Source organism: Chromobacterium sp. (assembly GCF_041912965.1).
Lineage (GTDB): Bacteria > Pseudomonadota > Gammaproteobacteria > Burkholderiales > Chromobacteriaceae > Chromobacterium > Chromobacterium aquaticum.
On sequence record NZ_JAYSGF010000001.1, the window covers coordinates 165,294 to 181,506 of the forward strand.

The window sequence follows — 16,213 nt, forward strand, 5'->3', positions numbered from 1 at the left end:
AAATCCAGGCTGATCGCCATGATTCGAGAGCCATTGCCATGGTCCACTTCATGTATTTCAATCAGCTGCCCACCAAGGACCGGGATGCGATCAAATCCGCGTTGATGGGCAAGGGCTTGGATCCTGACGATTTTGCGTTTGCAATCAGCCTGCCCAGGAGCTGGACTGAAAACCTCAAGCATGAAGAGATTAGAGTGTTTCAGCTTTCAACAGACAAGAGCCTGCATCTGAGTGCCTTGCCGGTGGCCTGGACCGAGGCGTTTAAAGAGGCGCTCGCCAGCGGCTATTTTGATTGACGGTGCCAGTAGCGCATCAAACCACTTCTTTTCGACGAGCATCTTGAAAACCCACCCCATATGGCCATCCTAATCTTTGCGCTGATTCTCCTGGCCGCCCCCATCTTCTGGCAGATAGCGTTGCTGGTTCTATGGAGGCGCGGCGGTCGGCCGGTTGCGCGCATCTTGTTGGTACAAGCGGCCACTCCCATTGTCTATTTCTGCTTTTCTGCAGCGCTTGATCCCGACCGTCTCGCATTGCTGCAAACCGGCCTAGGGCCAATGATGGATGCGCTTGTCAGTCTGGCCGCATCCGGCTGCGGCTATTTGGCGACGGCGATTACAATCGGCTTCGTCATCATGGCCTGGCGCAGGAGAAACCGGCAATTGCTGACCGCCGCCAGGCTGGATGGAAGGCCCTGAGCCACGGCAGGCTAATTGGCAGCGTCGTCGCGTAACCATGCCACCGTGTGATTCAGCAATTGATAGGCGATTGAAATCGGCGTCGGCGTTTGCGGTAGGGCATCGATATCGAACCAGCCGGCGTCTTCGATCTCGCCTTCCTGCGGCGTGATCTCGCCGCTGTCGTACTCGGCGGTAAAGCCGAGCATCAAGGAGTGGGGGAAGGGCCAGGATTGCGAACAGACATAGCGCAGATTCTTGATGCGCACGCCCACCTCTTCAAATGCTTCGCGGTGCACGCACTCCTCCAAGGTTTCGCCGGGCTCGACAAAGCCGGCCAACGCACTGTACACGCCGGGGACGAAATGAGGGCTGCGCGCCAGCAGCAGCTGTCGGCCACGATGGATCACCACCATCATCGCGGGTGACAGCTTGGGGTAGTAGAGCTGGCCGCAACTGGAACAGCGCTTGCCGCTATCGTCCAAGCGCTGTAGCAACGGTCCAGCACAGCGGCCACAATAGCGGTGGGTGCGTTGGAACTGACGGATCTGCGCGGCGCGGGCGATGGCGGGCGTCAGCCCAGAGGGCAGACTGAGCAGCGCCGGCCGCAAGGGCAGCCATTCGCATCCGGCAGGCGGCGCGCCCACCAGTTCCGCCAAGTAGAGATTGTGGCCGTCGTGCACGCCGATGAACAAGATCTGGGACAAGGGCCAGCCGCCGGCGCGGCCGTCCGGCAGCGCCCGTTCCAGCAGCAGGATCTTCTGGCCGTCGAAAATGCAGTAGCGCGCCGGCAACGCGGCATCGGGCAGGGCGGGGAGCTCAAAGGGCATGGCGACAATAGTCAAATGGCTGAGCCGCTCAGTTTACGCCCACTCCCGGTGCCGCGTACATCCAGTGTTCGCTTTGCTGTCGCACCACTTCGGACAAGGAGCCGCTGCCGTCGAACACTTGACGCAGCCAGGCGCTGTCGGACTGGCGCTTCAGCACCCGCTGGCGCAGAGCGGCCAACTGTGCCTGATTGCCCAGCGCCTCGGCTTGCGGCTGCAATTGATTCAAGGTATTGAGCAAATCCTCCTGCAGTCCAACCTGGCTATTGTTGCCCGCGTCCACCAGCATGCCATCGAAACCGAAGCGGCAGGCCTGGAAACGGTTATAGCTATAGGTCAGGTAATGTTCCTGGCACACTTCATCCTGGCTTTCTCCCAGGCAACGATGCGCCAGCATCTGCGCATAAGCGGCGAGCAGTACCGGCGTCTCCACCGATAGCGGCGTGTCGCAGATGCGGATTTCCACGGTGCCATATTCCGGTTTCGGCCGGATGTCCCAGTAAAAATCCTTCATGCTGGCGACGATGCCCAGATTGGCCATACGGTGGAAGTAGTCGTTGAACTGGGACCAGCTGTTGACGCAGGGCATGCAGCCGGATAAGGGGAAGGCGTTGACGCTGGTCAGGCGCGAGGTTTGGAACAAGGTGTCCACGCCCTGGTAAAACGGCGAGGAGGCGGACAGCGCGATGAAGTGCGGGATATAGCGTGCCAGATAATGAGTCAGCCGCACCGCGCTGTCACCGTCCGGGCAGCCGATGTGGATGTGCTGACCGTAGACGGTGAATTGCTTGGCCAGATAGCCATATAGCTCGGACACCAAGTGGTAGCGCTCCTTGGGATAGATGCGCTGTTCGTCCCAGTGCTGGAACGGATGCGAACCGCCACCGGCCAGGCCCAGGTTCAGTTTGCGCGCGCTACTGACCAGCAGCGCGCGGATGGCCAGGATTTCTTCCAGCATGGCGTTGACGTCACTATGCACCGCGGTGCCTATCTCTATCATGCCCTGGGTGATTTCCGGCTTGATGTCGAAGCCATGTTGTTGGCGGTTCACCTGCAGCAGCAGATCGTCCGAGCCGCGGGTCAGGTTGTAGTCGCGGCGGTTGAGGATCATCAGCTCCAGTTCCACCCCCAAGGTCAGCGGCTGGCTGTTCGTGAATTCCAGCATATTCTCACTCCTGCGGCCGGGTTTCGCCGGCCAGCTTCAGGGCCAGCCGGGTCAGTACCGGCGCGCACAATTCGTTGATCACTAGGATGGACATCATCGCGCCGCTGAAACTGGAAGCGGCCGCGCCCAGGGACACCGCGCCCAGGCTCATCAGCAGCGCGGTGCCGCCGGACCAGGAATTGAGCGCCAGGCCCAGGCAAGCACCATGGCGCTTGGGCAAGCCATTGGCGCCGGCGGCCAGCCACCAGATCAGCATCGCCAACGCGGTGCGCAGCGCCAGGCAGGCCAGTGCCAGCGGCCAGAACTCGGCCAACGATTGCGGCGCCAGCTGAGCGCCGGCGGCAACGAAGAAGGCCACGGTGAAAATCTGCGCCGACGACATCACGCCGCGCTCGGTCACGGTGTGGCCGTGCTTGAGATTGCGAGTGGCGAGGCCGGCCACCAGCAAGGCCAGCGAGGGCAACACCTGCAGCATGTCGGCCACGCCGACCACCAGCGCGATCAGGCCCAGCAGCATGACTTTCTGCGATTCACGCTGTCGCCCCCCCAGCCAACGGTTGAGCTGTATCGCCGCCAGGCCGGCCACCAAGCCCAGGCCACAGGATGCCAGCGTCAGCCAGCCGGGGAGCAGGATGCCGCTTTCCACTCCGCTATTGCCGGACAAATGCCCATATGACAGGGCCAGCGCGAAGCAGGGCAGGGCCACCAGATTGGACAGCGCGGTGGCCACCAACAGGCGCTCGCTGACCTGGCCGTCGGCATTGGACTCCCTGACGATTTCCAGCGTCATCACCGGCGATGTGGCCACGCCCAGCGCCGCCAGCATCAGGCTGGCGGCCAGGCCGAAACCAAACAGCTGCAGAACGGCGAACAGGCCCAGCAAGGTCAGCAGGCAATAGAGCAGGGTGGTCAGCAGCAGGGTGCGCTCCACTCGCAGCCAGCGCAAGTCCACGCGGCGGCCGGCCTCGAACAATGCGATGCCCAGGGCGAGATGCACGAAAATGGAGGCTTGCTGCAAAAGCTGCTCGTTCAGCAGCCTCAAGCTGTGCGGGCCTATCAGCAGACCAGTCAGCACATAGCCGACGATGGCGGGCAGGCGCGCCACCCGCACTGCGATCTGGCCGCCAATCACCCCTAGCGCCAGCAAGATGCCGAATGCCGCCAAAGGATTGAGCGCCAGCGTTGGCCAAGGCAGGCTCATGATTTGTTTCCCCCGTTTGTTTTATGAATTCTGACTGAGGCGCCAGCCCTTGGCGGCGCGGCGAAAGCGGAACGTTGACGTCTTGCGACGGAGCAGACGGGGCGCGCATTGAAATGCGTGGAATCGCCCTCAAAATATGAGAGACGACAAAACGGAACGAGAGTTCATGGTGATCGACTGGATTCGCCGCGTGCTGGCCGGCAAGACCGCACCGGAAACCGAGGCCGCGTTGCGCGAGCAACTGGCGCGGATGCCGCTGCTGGCGGGATTGGATCAGGAGGAAGGGCGGCGGCTGAGCGAGCTGGCCGGCTGGGTGTTGCGCGGCAAGAATTTCTCCGGCCAGGACGGGGCGCGGCTCAGTCCGCGCGCCTGCGCCAGCGTGGCGTTGCAGATGGCGCTGCCGGCGATGAACCTGGGCAAGGAGGCGTTGGAAGGCTGGAGCGATGTGGTGCTTTATCCATCGCCGTTTGTCGCGCGGGATATCTGGATGGACGGCATAGGCTTGCAGCACGAGAGCGAGAGCGTGTTGATAGGCCAGGCGCGCCAGGACGGTCCGGTGATTCTGTCCTTGCCGGACGCGCGCGCATCGGAGCAACTGGACGGCTGGAACGTGGTGATCCACGAAATCGCCCACAAGCTGGACATGCTCAACGGCATTGCCAATGGTTCGCCGCCGCTGCACAAGGGCATGAACCAGACGCAGTGGAGCCGCGTCTGGTCGCAAGGATATCGGCAGCTCTGCCGCATGCTGGACCGCGGCGTAGATCCCGGCTGGCTGGATCCGTATGCGGCGGAAAACCCCGCCGAATATTTCGCCGTGCTCAGCGAGGCCTTTTTCGAGTTGCCTCATCATCTGCGGCTGGATCTGCCCGAGATCTACGAGCAACTCAAGCTATTTTACCGCCAGGATCCCGCCGGGCGCTTGCCGGAGCCAGCATGGGAACCGGCTCCCGAGGCTTGATCAGCCCGCGCGCGGCGCCGGCAGTTTTTCCAGATCACCGAGCAGCGCCAGCAGCTGGTTCAGCTTGTCCTGACCGAGGTGGTTCTCAATCTGCTGATAACAGTCCTCCGCCAGCGGAGAAATCTGCTGAATCAACTCACGCCCGTCGCGGGAAATGGAAATGATCAGCCGCCGGCTGTCGACATGATCGCGCTGGCGGTGGATCAGGCTGGCTTTCTCCATGCGCACCAAGATACCAGTCAGACTGGGCGGCAGAATGCAGGCCCGCTCGGCGATGACGCCGGCTTCTTGGTCGCCAAAATCCTCTAGCACCCGCAGGATGCGCCACTGCTGCTCTGTCACCCCGTAACGGTTGAGAATCGGGCGGAAGTAGGCCATGACCGATTCTCTGGCCCGCAGCAGGTGCTGGGGCAGCCGTTGATTGTGTAGTTTTATGTTTTTGTTGGTCATTTAGATCGTTGCTTCCGGCTGTGGACAGCCAGTGTTGCTAAGGTTATCGCCCAGCAGGGCGAGCTCGACAAATAATGCCATGCAAATACCTGTCACATGTTTACTTTATTCTAAATTTTAATCCAAAAACAAAAAATTTAGCATCCCTTTGCCATATTAATTCCATGGCGCGCACGCCAGTTGGGTTGGTTCGCATGCGGGAATTTATTGTCACGGTGACAAAAATTTGAATTTCCGTCACCGTGACGCATAATGGGAGAACGTGACCGACACAAGCTTAAGAGCCTGTTTACGGTTTCGCGAACTAAGGCGGGACAAGGCGGAAACGAGAGAAAAAGCGGAATGTACTCGTGGTCCATGAGCATTTTGAGCTCGGTTTCAACGCCGTCCCGCGATTTCATATAGGGAAGGATAGATATGGATGGCAAGACAGAACCGGTGCCAAGCGCCACCAGCAGAAAACGCGGACGTCCGCCAAGCCCCCACGCAATGAGCGGCGCCGAGCGCCAGCGCAAGTACCGCGCAAATACCGTCACCGTAACGTTAAATGACAAGGAGTGGGCTTGCTTGACCAGCATGCTGGAGCAAGCGCTGAAAGCGGACCCGGAGCGTTATGGCGAACCCGACTTTGAGCTGGCGAGAAAAATCTACAGTGCGGCGATCAAGGGCAATCCGCCGCCGGAATGCTTTTTCATGCCAGGTGGCTCTGGCTTGGACGAAAGGCAGTAACTTGATTCGCCAAATTTTCGTTACGGTGACAATAAATTATCTCAGAGTATGGCAGAAGCAGCTTGAGTCGTTCTCTGAACATGCCTGCGTGCGTGTCCGGAGCAGGATGTTTCTACGGCACAAGCAGCGGGATGGTTGAAGAGGTAGAGGGCTGTCTTAGGTTCATTCTTGATTTGACATAATATACATTATGCGAAGTTATGGTTGGTCTTTGGGTATCGCACAATTCTTGGGTTTCCTGTGATTTGTACTGCAACACTTAACTCAGCATTTGGTAGTTTTTCTTGGTAGTTTTTCTTCGTGCCTGCGCGGGATCACTCTGCCGGGCCATCGCCCTAGGTCGTGATTGCCTCCGTGTGCGGCAGACCTTGCGTGTCCACAACTAACTATATGGTGCTTGATGCCTGATATCTTTTTACCCACGTCGTAGCCTTTTAACCCTGCTGTATCAGCGTTCTTCACGCTCTGCGCGTCCACGATCAAGAACCTGCTGCAGCGGCTAACTCCACATGGTGAAGTACGATACGAATGGACGGTACGCCATTTGGGAAATGCTTCAGAAAGCATGCGCCAAAACACCTCATGCAAGTCCACTCGCCGGCGACTTGTTCTCTTACGCTCGCTTTCCAGAAGTGGTCTGATCACTTCAAATTGTTCGCGACTGATATCGCTTGGGTGGCTTTTTCTCACCCCTGGAGTTTCTCACTCCCGCTCCTTCCGGAGACTTTGAACAGGTTTTTAAGCCATGCCCTTCCCTTTGTTGGCAGAGGAAGATCGGCATGCTAGTGAGGTTAGGTCTTTGACGGATTTGTGCAACAACACCTTCTCAACCATACGCCTGGCTCTTTTAATCTTCAGGCCCGCTCAATAATCGTTGTGGCTTGTCTAGCCTTTTGGTCTATCGCCTCAACAATCACCTGGTAGAGCGCGGGCGGCAAGTCGTGCCCCATCCCGTCGAGCAGCATGAGGTCTGCATTCGGGATCGCAGTGGCGGTGTCCTCGCCGCAAGCCGGAAGAAAAAGTGGGTCTTCTGCTCCATGCACGATGAGCACAGGAATCCTAATAGTAGCCAGTCGTGAACGTCGATCTCCAGTGACGGCGATTGCCGCGATCTGTCGCAAGGTTCCACTAGGGTTGTATGCGCGCTGGGTTTCTTCCAAAGCAAGAAGACAGTAAGCTTGTTTATCCAACGGGTATCTGGAACCGGCGATGCGTTGAGCAAAGGCGAAGGTGTGCGCCAGAAATTCCGATTCGTCGGAGAAAGGATTGGGCGTGGGGCGCGTCAACATTGCCATAATGTCAGGCTCGGCTTGCGGAAGCGCAGGATTGCCCGAGCTCGACATAATCGAGGTCATGGATAGCACTCGGCCAGAATAGTCGCTTGCCATAATCTGCGCGATCATGCCGCCCATGGACCGACCAACGACATGTGCCCGATCAATGGAGAGAGCATCAAGCAGACTGATTGCATCCGCGGCCATGTCCTCGAGAGTATAAGGAATGTCCGGTCGCTGCCCTGCCATTAGCGCAGCCGCCAACACGCCGAAATCCAGTGGAGGATATTGGCTGAAATGGGTCGAACAACCGGTGTCGCGGTTATCGAAACGAATCACGCGGTAGCCGCGGCCGGCTAGTTCTTCGCAGAATGGGCCCGTCCATCGAATCATCTGCGTTCCCAACCCGGCAATCAGCAGGATCGTGGGGTTGGCTTCGTCGCCAAAGCTTTCGTAAGCCAGCTTAATGCCGTTTGCTTGTATGGTTTTCATAGTCATGATTCAGATCAAGTTGGGAGCTGGAGCTAACTCAAGGGAAGAAAACGCCTCTGCGAGGTGTTCGAGGCCTGCAAGATAGGGGCCCGTAAAAATGGGAGCTTCGGTTGCCGGGGAGGCTTCCAGCCACTACGAATCCAATCTTCCTCCCTCAAAGCGCCGAGGTAATAGATGGTGTGCTAGGCCAGCCAAGTGCTACTGCGTGGTCGCGCACATCTTCAGGCCAATTCGCGGTAATTTCGTTAAATCGCATGTGGTCATCGGCAAATAGCGCACGTGCCGATTCTTCAAACCCAGGGAGATCACCAGCGATCGCAGATATGAAGTGATACGCTCGTTCGTGCGCAGCGCGGCGATTGTCCTGCTGCTTATTCACACGTCTGGCGTCCTCGACGAGCTTCCGCAATGCCACAGAAGCCCCTCCTGGCTGCGCTGAGAGCCAATCCCAATGCCGTGGCAACAGCGTGATCTCACGCGCAACGACTCCCAGTTTTGGACGCCCCCTGCTGCGAGGCACACCATGTTCTGACTCTCTGCTAGATCCATTAATGCAGTTGGAGTCTGTCGCTGTCTGTGTGACACGTGAAATAATTTCATCGTCTGTACCACGGAGATCGACATCGGTTGTGCGGCCCGTCGCGTTGTCGAAGATCAAAATTGGTTCCGTAGAGCCATTCTCCATAGCGCGCTTTACAACAAGTGCGACTGATGCGAGCGGACCGGATGCGATATGTCGGTGCCCATTAAACGCGGCATAGGACGACAATGTGGTAGCTGAGTCCATGTGGCTGTCACCAGAGTTAAGATGCAGCCAATTTACACCCGGGTAAAATTTTCGTCTATATTACCCGGGTAAATATCGCTCACGACTAGCCAAGAAAAGGGATGGACTCGTTTTGAATCAAACGGTTAGGCAGAATTGAATGGAGGCATCGCTCATGTCAAGTTTGCGAAGTAATGGTTGCGGGGCTTTTAGGCCTGCGGCCCGTTTGGTTCCCATGCCTCCAACCAAGGCAGTACTTTGGTTGCCGGCATCGGTTTGGCAATGCTGTAGCCCTGGCCCAAATAGCAGCCAAGCTGCATCAAAAGCGGCCAATGCTTTTTGCGCTCAACGCCTTCCACGATAAAGTCGATGGCGCGGGTCTGGCAAAACACCGCCATGCATTGTATCAGCGCGGCATTGAAGGAACCGGGCTCCAGCTCCTGCGCAAACGCCTTGTCCAGCTTGATCTCGGTGATTGGACAGCTTTTCAGGTAGGTAAAGGATGTGAAACCCGCACCAAAATCGTCGATGGACAAGGACACCCCATGAGCGTGCAATTGTTCGATCACCTTCTTGGCTTTGACCGGGTTGATGACCAGAGCGGTTTCCGTCAACTCCAGCACCAACAGGCTTGATGGCACCTGGTAGTCCGCCAATCTCACCACCACCTGTTCGACAAACCCCTCGTCTTCCAGCATCCGCGCGGAGATGTTCACTGCCACCTTGAATGGTTTTCGCAGCTGGCCTATCCAGCGCTGTTGCTGCGACAGCACCAGTTCCAGAGTCAGATAAGTGAAGCGGCTCAGCAGATTGCAAGACTCCAAGGTGGGCATGAATTCATCCGGATTCACCTGCCCTTGCAGCGGCTTGTTCCATCTGACCAAGGCTTCGAAGCCAAGCACCTCCTTGCTGTCCAGCCTGACCTTGGGCTGATAATGCATCTCCAGCTCCTCGTACTGGATGGCGCGGGTTAACTGAGTGATCAGCGCTTGGGTGGTTTGCCCTGCCTTGGGCCATGGCTTGTCGTTCTCTCCCGCGTACAGGGCAACGGCGCCAAGACGGCTCTTGGCCTGGTACATCGCGATATCGGCGCAGGACAATAGCTGGGCCGGGTCGCGGCCATGTTGTGGACACATCGCCACCCCGAAAGAGGCGCCTATCGACAAGGCGTGCTCGCCCACCAAAATCGGCGTGTCCAACGTGTGACCCACCTTCTCCGCCAGCGACAACGCGCATTCCGCGCTATCCACTTCCAGCAGCAAGGCGGCGAATTCATCCCCACCCAAGCGCGCGATGGTATCTGAACCGCGCAGCAAGCTGGAGAAACGCACGCCAACTTCCCGCAATACCAGATCGCCGGCCTGGTGGCCCAGTTTGTCGTTTACCTCTTTGAAGCGGTCCAGATCTATCATCAACACGGCAAACGGCAGCTGGTTGCGAGCATGCAATGCGCACAGCTGATCCAGGCGATCGAGAAACAGATTGCGGTTGGGCAAGTCGGTCAGGGAGTCGTACAGGCTGCGGTGCTGCAACAACTGTTCGGTTTCGCGCAACTTGGCCTGTATCGCCGCTACCCTGACCCCATCGCTGATGGTTTGACGCAGGCGGTCCTCGGTCAACTCGAACTTGGGCAGGTATTCGTAAACGCCCAATTTGATCGCCTCGGCGGCGATGCGCTCATTGCCGGTGCCGGTGACCGCCACGATCAGACAGGACTGATTTCGCTGCTGGATCGAGGGCACCAGCTCACGGCCATCACCGTCGTCCAGCTTGAAGTCCAGAAACACGAAATCGAACAATTCCCGCCCCAACAGCCTCAGCGCGCTGGCCTTGGAGTCGGCTTCGAGAATCTGCGAACACTGGGCATTGCGATGCAACAGGCGGATGATGCGCTCGCGATCGACATCATCGTCGTCGACCACCAGCACACTCACCTGGGGCAGCGTTTCCAGCAGGCATTCGACATCATCGATCATTGCACTTACCGGGTGGGCAAGACCACGGATTGGGCATAGGAATGCAGTAACGCCATCAGTTTCACGAACTGTGGACCCACCGCGGATTTCATCATATAGCCAGCCACATTTTCCTCATAAGCGCGCATGCGGTCGGCATCACGCGCCGAGGTGGTCAGCACGAAGATCACCGAGTTGCGCAATTGATTGTCGGCGCGGACGGCTTCAAGGAATTGAAAGCCATCCATGCGCGGCATATTGAGATCCAGCAGGATCAGGAATGGGCTGGTAATGCTCTTGTTTTCATGCGTGCCGCGCAGGATTTGCAAGGCCTCCAGGCCATCGCAAGCGGTTTCCATCTTGCACTCCAGGCCCTGGCGCCGCACGCCACGCAATACACCTTCGATGGCCACATCATCATCATCCACCAGCAAAACCGTGATATCACTCGACAAAATTGCACTTGTCATGATTCCACCTCCTTGAGCGGAAACCGTGGCCAGCGGATACGGAAACAGGCGCCGCCCAAGCTGCCGTTTCGATCCAGAACCACCGTGCCGCCGTTACTGTTGACCATGCGCCGGGTCACTGCCAGCCCGACGCCATGCCCTGCCGCCTGACTGCTGGCGCGATGGAACAGTTTGAAAATGCGCTCTTCCGAACCTGGCGGCACGCCAACGCCGTCGTCTTCCACCGTGAACAGATTGAAGCGCCCTTCTTCCTCCACCGAGATGCGGATCACGCCCTTGCTGCCGCCGTGATGTTTACAGGCATTGGACAGTAGGTTGCGGATCGCCAGCGATAATGGTGTGCGCGTGGCGGGAAACGGACGGGCCGTGATCTCGACTTCCACGCGGAAGTCAGCGGGAATATTGATAAGGTCCAGAGTCTCGCGCACCAGTTGCTTGGGGTCGACCTCTTCCACGCGCTCCTCCTGACGCCCTGCCCGCGCGTATTCCAGCAGATCGTCTATCATGCGCTCGGCGCGGGCGATGCGCTCCTCGGCGCGGACAAAGTTCCTTTCTATGTCGGGACTAAGCTGGGACGCATCCAGATCTTCGCGTATCCACGAGATCAAGTCGGCAATGCCGCGCAAAGGCGAGCGCAAATCATGCGAGGCCACATAAGTGAACTCCTCCAGCTGCGCGTTGGCCTGCTGTAGCGTTTCCTCGAATTTCTTGCGTTGGGAAATGTCGGTGATGGCGGCCAGCACTTGCCGCCCTGCTTCGGTTTCCAGCGGGGTCAGGCCCACTTCCACCGGAAACTCGCTGCCATCTCTATGCTGAGCCAGCAAATCGCGGCCGGACCCCATCGCCCTCACCTCCGGAGTCTTGGCGAAGGCGGCCCGCAACGCCGGATGCCCCTCGCGTATGCGCTGCGGCAGCAAAACCTCCACTGCTTGCCCGGCCAGCGTGCCTTGCGGGTAACCGAACATCGCGTCCAGCGCCGGGTTGGTCATGGAAATCTTGCCATCCGCTCCCGCCATCAGCAGGCCGATGGGCAACGAAGACACCATCTTGGAGAAACGATGCTCCAGCCGGCGCCGCTGAGTGATATCACTGACAAAGGCCACGGCGCAGACTTCGTTGTTGTGCGGCATGGAGCCCAGGCCGATCTCAATCGGAAACTGGCGTCCATCCGCATGCTGGGCGAACAACTCGCGGCCGCTGCCCATGGTTCTTGGCGTGGGCTGGGCAAAAAACAATTGGCGGAAGTCGAGATGGCGTTCGCGAATCTCCGCCGGCAATAGCATCTCCACCTTCTGCCCCAGCAGTTGGGCCTTGCTGTAGCCAAACATGCTTTCCAGCGCGCTGTTGACATAAAGCATGCGGCCATCGGCCGCCACCACCAGCACCCCCACCGGGGCGGCCTCGACCACGGCGGCCAGGCCAGCGTCGTCGGAGGCGCCTGCGGTCGGCATTCTTTCCGGGAATTTGAATGACATGACTCTCCTGCTTTCGCCTATGCCTTGCTGCTTAGGTTTAGCATAGGGTTTTCCCTCTCGCTGCTAATTCTGCCCCCCATCCAGCTGACCTTAACCGGACAACAAGGCCAGTTCCTCCTCTTCGTGGAAAGTGTGTGCTGTAGCCTGCAAACCAGAAGGGATAGCTTGCTGCAATAGCTTGATTTTGGCGAATGAGAGACTCGTTTCGATCCACGAGGTTTTGACACTCTATTTAGCATTGTCGATGAGCCGACACAGACCCCCTAAGATCGTCACCGAGCCATCGCGAACAACACTCGTCGGCTTCGCACAAGCCGGCTGTGCCCTCGTGCTTTGCTCCGCCATTATTTTCAACCTTCTTGGCAATCTATATGAGACATCCCGCCGATATCACGCGTTCCGCATTTAAATTAAAGCTTCTAGTCTGCATTCTGCTGTCTGCCGCGGTACTGCCCCAGGTGAATGCTAGACCAGTCCTCCCTGAGCAAACGAAAGAAGGCGATGCTGTACAGCACGGAGCCCGACAATCCTTGCTGCAAGCTGGTCGTGGTGCCCGGTCTGGGCCTTATGCTGCCGAAACCACGATAGGCACCCCGGGGGTGACATCGCTCACACCATACTTTTCCACCATAAAGCTACCACCACAGGCTTATATCGAGGTGTCCGATCCTGCACGAGAAGAGGTGTACTTGTATGGACAGAAAGATTTTGGCCATATGGCAGCGGGTGAGTTATTCGCCCCATTATCCATTAGCGGGGACTCTGCTCGCATTCGTGTGGTGTATCCGGAGGGCACGGCATTAAGACAACAGGATGCCGTGGTACTGGAGTATTGGGAGAGCCCTCCTGTTGCCGCCAAGAAAAGCCTTTCCTCCTTTTCCCTAGTTGGAGACAAGGACGACCGTGAACTTTCAGCTTGCGCCACTGCAAAAAAACCTGCCTGGCATCATGGAAGTTTAGCCTCCGCTCAATTTACGGCCCCTGGGTGTGCGGGAACTGCCTGGTCACTGGGTAATGAAAATTTTATCGTGACTAATTTCAGCAAAAGCCAAACTCAACAGAGTCTGGCCAATGGTGAAGTTAATTTCAACTATATTACTTCCACCTGTCAGGCTGTTCCCCCAAAACAAGTGCTTAAAATAAAGCCAAGTAAACTTCTAATAACTGGAGGGGCGGATACAGTAAATAGGTATAGTATGTTTTCCCTCGATGATTTTGACTATCAGCATGCCAAGGTAAAATACCTATTTGGAGGTCTGGAGCTGGCAAATAATCGACCGGCTGTCGATACGCCGCTGTACATTCCTCAGCATGGTCGAGTTGAGGGCTCTGAGGGGCGGCGGCACTACTATCAAACCATTGCCTCCTCCAAGGGAAATGAAAATTGCAAGGTTGTTCGCAACGACGGTTTCATTAGATATAACTGCGACACATCTATTAGATCGATCGGTGCGCCGATTTTGTCACAAGATGGCAGTCAAGTTTTTGGCATGCACTATGGCGGTGATTCAAGCGTGAATACCGGCATGACTTCGGAGAATTTGTGGAAAGCTCTGAATGGCCAGGTCAGCGCGCAGCAAAACCAGGCCGTTGTCGGTCAGGGAAAACTGGAACTGGCACAGCTTAATATTAGTCAGCAGCAGGCGTTCGCAACGGGTCAGCGTTTCTCTGACACTCTGTCTTTTACTGCCCTGTCAGGCCGCTGGTTGGCGCATGAAAAAACCTATTCAACCATAGCCGCCGCATCACAAGACATCCAGACAGGAAAAACCTATGAAATTGTTTACCGCGTCAGCCAAAATATTAATGGTCAGCCTTATAATCTGCAGCAGGCGGTAGCCGGCAGCAAAACGCTGAACGTGGAGTATGTTGCCAGTGATAACCCCAATTTATCCTCCAAAGGACCACATAAGTCCTGGATCGGTCTAACGGCCAATACGGTTGATGGTCAACTGGCGAACAACTACCTAATTAAAATCAACAATACCATTCCGGGTGACAGCAATGGCGGCAGCGAGTCCTTGACCTCACCCAAAGCCAGCATATCCGGCCCGGCGGAAGTTGAGCGCGGCCCACAAGGCGGACTATTAAGCGCGGAAAAGTCTACCGGTGATAAACTGGCTTATTCTTGGCAGAGCAACAGCAAGTTAATGCTCAAACCAAGGGGAGACAAAGTGATTGTTACTGCCGGCATGGAGGTTCCGTTAGGTGCTCACCAGGTCGATCTCACAGTTACCGATAGCCAGGGGCGTTCCGCAACGGCTAGCCATACGCTACAGATTAAAGCGCCTCCCTCCACTACCAATCCCACCGCGCCGGTTGCCCGAATTAGCGGTGGCCAAGCCAGCTATGTCGATGGGCAAACGATTCGTTTGGACGGCAGTGGATCAAGTCAATACAATGGTTCACTGAATTATCAGTGGGCAGCATCTCCAGCGCTGAATATGGGGCAAACCAACTCCAGCATCATCAGTTTTACCGCACCATCTGTGCAAAAAGATACACGCTATCAGGTGACATTAACGGTAAAAGATCCGGCAAACGGCAAAGACCATCGTACCAGCCACACACTGATGGTGAAGCCCAAAGAAAGCGATGGAAGCAGCACCGCGTCGGCTTTTCAGCGTGATGTTGCATACAAGGCGAAAGATCGCGTCAGTCATGCTGGAGGAGTATTTGAATGCAAACCTGCCCCGTATGCTGGTTGGTGCACGGTGAGAACGGATATCCAGATGCGACATTATGAACCCGGCAAAGGCATCAACTGGTCGCAAGCTTGGATTAAGGTGAAGTAAAAACGAGCCGCGTCATCCATTCGACGGCGATATTCCCCAGCGCCGTCGAATGGATAGATAAGCGATCACCATAGAGGTGATCGCGCGCACCCTTCACCCCGCCAGCAAGGCTAGTTCCTCCGCAGCTTCGCGCAACACCGGCAGCACGCGCAGCAGTAGGTCCTCGCGGCTGACGCGCGCGGCCTGTACGCCGACATTGATCGCGGCCGCGGCACGGCCATCGGCGGCGATGATGGGCACGGCAATGGAGCGCAGGCCGATTTCCAGTTCCTGGTCGATGATGGCATAGCCCTGCTCCGCCACCCGCGCCAATTCCGCTTCCAATGCGGTCCGCTCCACGATGGTGTGCGGCGTATGCTGGACCAGCCGCGCCCGATCCAGCAACTGGCTCTGTTCCGCCGCCGGCAACCGGCTTAGCATCGCCCGTCCCATCGAGGTGCATACCGCGGGCAAGCGGCTGCCGATGTCCAGATCCACCGTCATGATGCGCGAGGTGAAGGCGCGCGCGATATAGAGAATCTCGTCCCCGTCCAGGATGGCGATGGAGCTGGATTCATTGACGCTGCTGCTGACGTGGCGCAGCACCGGCTGTCCGGCGCGCGCCAGCGGCGTGGAACCCAGATACGCGTGCCCCAATGCCAGGATGCGCGGGCGCAAGGCGAAATTGCGGCCATCCTCGCTATCGACAAAGCCCAGCTTGTTCAATGTGTAAAGGCAGCGCCGCACCGCCGCGCGCGGAATGCCGGTGCGCTGGCTGATCTGAGAGGTGGACAATAAACGCCGCTGCGCAGAAAACGCCTGAATCACCGCCAGCCCACGCGCCAGCGAGGCCATATAGTTGGGGTCGCCGCTGAAGCTGTCCTCGACGTCTTGCTCTGTCTCGCCATCCCGCAGTTGTTGCATATCTCCTCCCGCCATCCATTTTGAGCGATTACCGCACACTATTGCGATCATCGTATTGACCCCCGCTGGCCAT

At 57.5% G+C, this 16,213-nt stretch carries 15 protein-coding genes and 1 pseudogene; 5 read left to right on the forward strand and 11 right to left on the reverse strand.

Going from position 1 to position 16,213, the window contains the following annotated elements; translation table 11 throughout:
• Positions 1–38: 38 nt before the first annotated feature.
• Together ACE3QM_RS00815 and ACE3QM_RS00820 are read left to right on the forward strand one after the other, a co-directional pair.
• A complete protein-coding gene (locus tag ACE3QM_RS00815; protein WP_048411713.1) occupies positions 39–296 on the forward strand; it encodes a hypothetical protein in 258 nt (85 codons plus the stop codon).
• Between the two features lie 60 nt (positions 297–356).
• Positions 357–698 carry a hypothetical protein gene (locus ACE3QM_RS00820; protein WP_374419542.1) on the forward strand — a complete coding sequence of 114 codons (342 nt, stop codon included), beginning with the start codon at positions 357–359 and terminating at the stop codon, positions 696–698.
• Positions 699–709: 11 nt separating this feature from the next.
• On the opposite strand, the gene nudC is transcribed toward ACE3QM_RS00820, so the two are convergent.
• The 3 genes from nudC to ACE3QM_RS00835 are packed head-to-tail and all read right to left on the reverse strand — an operon-like array spanning position 710 to position 3,870.
• Positions 710–1,507 (reverse strand): NAD(+) diphosphatase, encoded by a 798-nt coding sequence (gene nudC, locus ACE3QM_RS00825; RefSeq protein WP_374419544.1) that lies wholly within the window; start codon positions 1,505–1,507, stop codon positions 710–712.
• Positions 1,508–1,535: 28 nt separating this feature from the next.
• Positions 1,536–2,669, reverse strand: a complete 1,134-nt coding sequence (locus ACE3QM_RS00830) for a YbdK family carboxylate-amine ligase (protein WP_374419546.1) — start codon at positions 2,667–2,669, stop codon at positions 1,536–1,538.
• A gap of 4 nt (positions 2,670–2,673) precedes the next feature.
• Entirely contained in the window at positions 2,674–3,870 is a 1,197-nt protein-coding gene (locus tag ACE3QM_RS00835; RefSeq protein WP_374419548.1) for a cation:proton antiporter, read from the reverse strand.
• A gap of 136 nt (positions 3,871–4,006) precedes the next feature.
• Here ACE3QM_RS00835 and ACE3QM_RS00840 point away from each other — a divergent pair, with 136 nt between their 5' ends.
• Positions 4,007–4,831, forward strand: a complete 825-nt coding sequence (locus ACE3QM_RS00840) for a zinc-dependent peptidase (protein WP_374419550.1) — start codon at positions 4,007–4,009, stop codon at positions 4,829–4,831.
• Here ACE3QM_RS00840 and hpaR read toward each other — a convergent pair whose 3' ends face one another.
• Positions 4,832–5,281, reverse strand: coding sequence for a homoprotocatechuate degradation operon regulator HpaR (gene hpaR, locus ACE3QM_RS00845; RefSeq protein ID WP_048411708.1), 450 nt, complete (start codon positions 5,279–5,281; stop codon positions 4,832–4,834).
• 417 nt (positions 5,282–5,698) lie between these two features.
• On the opposite strand from hpaR, the gene ACE3QM_RS00850 reads away from it, so the two are divergent.
• Complete coding sequence (locus tag ACE3QM_RS00850) at positions 5,699–6,010, forward strand: hypothetical protein (protein ID WP_156183981.1); 312 nt, start codon at positions 5,699–5,701, stop codon at positions 6,008–6,010.
• Positions 6,011–6,348: 338 nt separating this feature from the next.
• On the opposite strand, the pseudogene ACE3QM_RS00855 reads toward ACE3QM_RS00850, so the two are convergent.
• The 6 genes and pseudogenes from ACE3QM_RS00855 to ACE3QM_RS00880 all read right to left on the reverse strand — a co-directional run.
• Positions 6,349–6,700: pseudogene (locus ACE3QM_RS00855) on the reverse strand (transposase); the annotation flags it as partial.
• Between the two features lie 164 nt (positions 6,701–6,864).
• Positions 6,865–7,776 (reverse strand): alpha/beta fold hydrolase, encoded by a 912-nt coding sequence (locus tag ACE3QM_RS00860; RefSeq protein ID WP_374419552.1) that lies wholly within the window; start codon positions 7,774–7,776, stop codon positions 6,865–6,867.
• A 154-nt stretch (positions 7,777–7,930) separates the two neighbouring features.
• Positions 7,931–8,563 (reverse strand): DUF2239 family protein, encoded by a 633-nt coding sequence (locus ACE3QM_RS00865; RefSeq protein ID WP_374419554.1) that lies wholly within the window; start codon positions 8,561–8,563, stop codon positions 7,931–7,933.
• Between the two features lie 188 nt (positions 8,564–8,751).
• The gene (locus ACE3QM_RS00870) at positions 8,752–10,518 is read right to left on the reverse strand and encodes a putative bifunctional diguanylate cyclase/phosphodiesterase (RefSeq protein ID WP_374419556.1); all 1,767 of its coding nucleotides are present in this window, start codon (positions 10,516–10,518) and stop codon (positions 8,752–8,754) included.
• A gap of 5 nt (positions 10,519–10,523) precedes the next feature.
• Complete coding sequence (locus ACE3QM_RS00875; protein WP_374419558.1) at positions 10,524–10,967, reverse strand: response regulator; 444 nt, start codon at positions 10,965–10,967, stop codon at positions 10,524–10,526.
• A complete protein-coding gene (locus ACE3QM_RS00880) occupies positions 10,964–12,442 on the reverse strand; it encodes a PAS domain S-box protein (RefSeq protein WP_374419560.1) in 1,479 nt (492 codons plus the stop codon). Before ACE3QM_RS00880 ends, ACE3QM_RS00875 begins: the two co-directional genes overlap by 4 nt.
• Before the next feature lie 371 nt (positions 12,443–12,813).
• On the opposite strand from ACE3QM_RS00880, the gene ACE3QM_RS00885 reads away from it, so the two are divergent.
• Complete coding sequence (locus ACE3QM_RS00885; protein WP_374419562.1) at positions 12,814–15,237, forward strand: hypothetical protein; 2,424 nt, start codon at positions 12,814–12,816, stop codon at positions 15,235–15,237.
• Between the two features lie 93 nt (positions 15,238–15,330).
• Here the strand turns inward: ACE3QM_RS00885 and ACE3QM_RS00890 are convergent, their stop codons facing one another.
• Complete coding sequence (locus ACE3QM_RS00890) at positions 15,331–16,140, reverse strand: IclR family transcriptional regulator C-terminal domain-containing protein (protein ID WP_374419564.1); 810 nt, start codon at positions 16,138–16,140, stop codon at positions 15,331–15,333.
• Between the last annotated feature and the right edge of the window lie 73 nt (positions 16,141–16,213).

Excerpts from the sequence above, each read along its gene's own strand:
- ACE3QM_RS00815 (WP_048411713.1), top strand. The coding sequence starts at position 39 with ATGGTCCACTTCATGTATTTCAATCAGCTGCCCACCAAGGACCGGGAT.
- ACE3QM_RS00820 (WP_374419542.1), top strand. The coding sequence starts at position 357 with ATGGCCATCCTAATCTTTGCGCTGATTCTCCTGGCCGCCCCCATCTTC.
- nudC (WP_374419544.1), bottom strand. The coding sequence starts at position 1,507 with ATGCCCTTTGAGCTCCCCGCCCTGCCCGATGCCGCGTTGCCGGCGCGC.
- ACE3QM_RS00830 (WP_374419546.1), bottom strand. The coding sequence starts at position 2,669 with ATGCTGGAATTCACGAACAGCCAGCCGCTGACCTTGGGGGTGGAACTG.
- ACE3QM_RS00835 (WP_374419548.1), bottom strand. The coding sequence starts at position 3,870 with ATGAGCCTGCCTTGGCCAACGCTGGCGCTCAATCCTTTGGCGGCATTC.
- ACE3QM_RS00840 (WP_374419550.1), top strand. The coding sequence starts at position 4,007 with ATGAGAGACGACAAAACGGAACGAGAGTTCATGGTGATCGACTGGATT.
- hpaR (WP_048411708.1), bottom strand. The coding sequence starts at position 5,281 with ATGACCAACAAAAACATAAAACTACACAATCAACGGCTGCCCCAGCAC.
- ACE3QM_RS00850 (WP_156183981.1), top strand. The coding sequence starts at position 5,699 with ATGGATGGCAAGACAGAACCGGTGCCAAGCGCCACCAGCAGAAAACGC.
- ACE3QM_RS00860 (WP_374419552.1), bottom strand. The coding sequence starts at position 7,776 with ATGAAAACCATACAAGCAAACGGCATTAAGCTGGCTTACGAAAGCTTT.
- ACE3QM_RS00865 (WP_374419554.1), bottom strand. The coding sequence starts at position 8,563 with ATGGACTCAGCTACCACATTGTCGTCCTATGCCGCGTTTAATGGGCAC.
- ACE3QM_RS00870 (WP_374419556.1), bottom strand. The coding sequence starts at position 10,518 with ATGATCGATGATGTCGAATGCCTGCTGGAAACGCTGCCCCAGGTGAGT.
- ACE3QM_RS00875 (WP_374419558.1), bottom strand. The coding sequence starts at position 10,967 with ATGACAAGTGCAATTTTGTCGAGTGATATCACGGTTTTGCTGGTGGAT.
- ACE3QM_RS00880 (WP_374419560.1), bottom strand. The coding sequence starts at position 12,442 with ATGTCATTCAAATTCCCGGAAAGAATGCCGACCGCAGGCGCCTCCGAC.
- ACE3QM_RS00885 (WP_374419562.1), top strand. The coding sequence starts at position 12,814 with ATGAGACATCCCGCCGATATCACGCGTTCCGCATTTAAATTAAAGCTT.
- ACE3QM_RS00890 (WP_374419564.1), bottom strand. The coding sequence starts at position 16,140 with ATGCAACAACTGCGGGATGGCGAGACAGAGCAAGACGTCGAGGACAGC.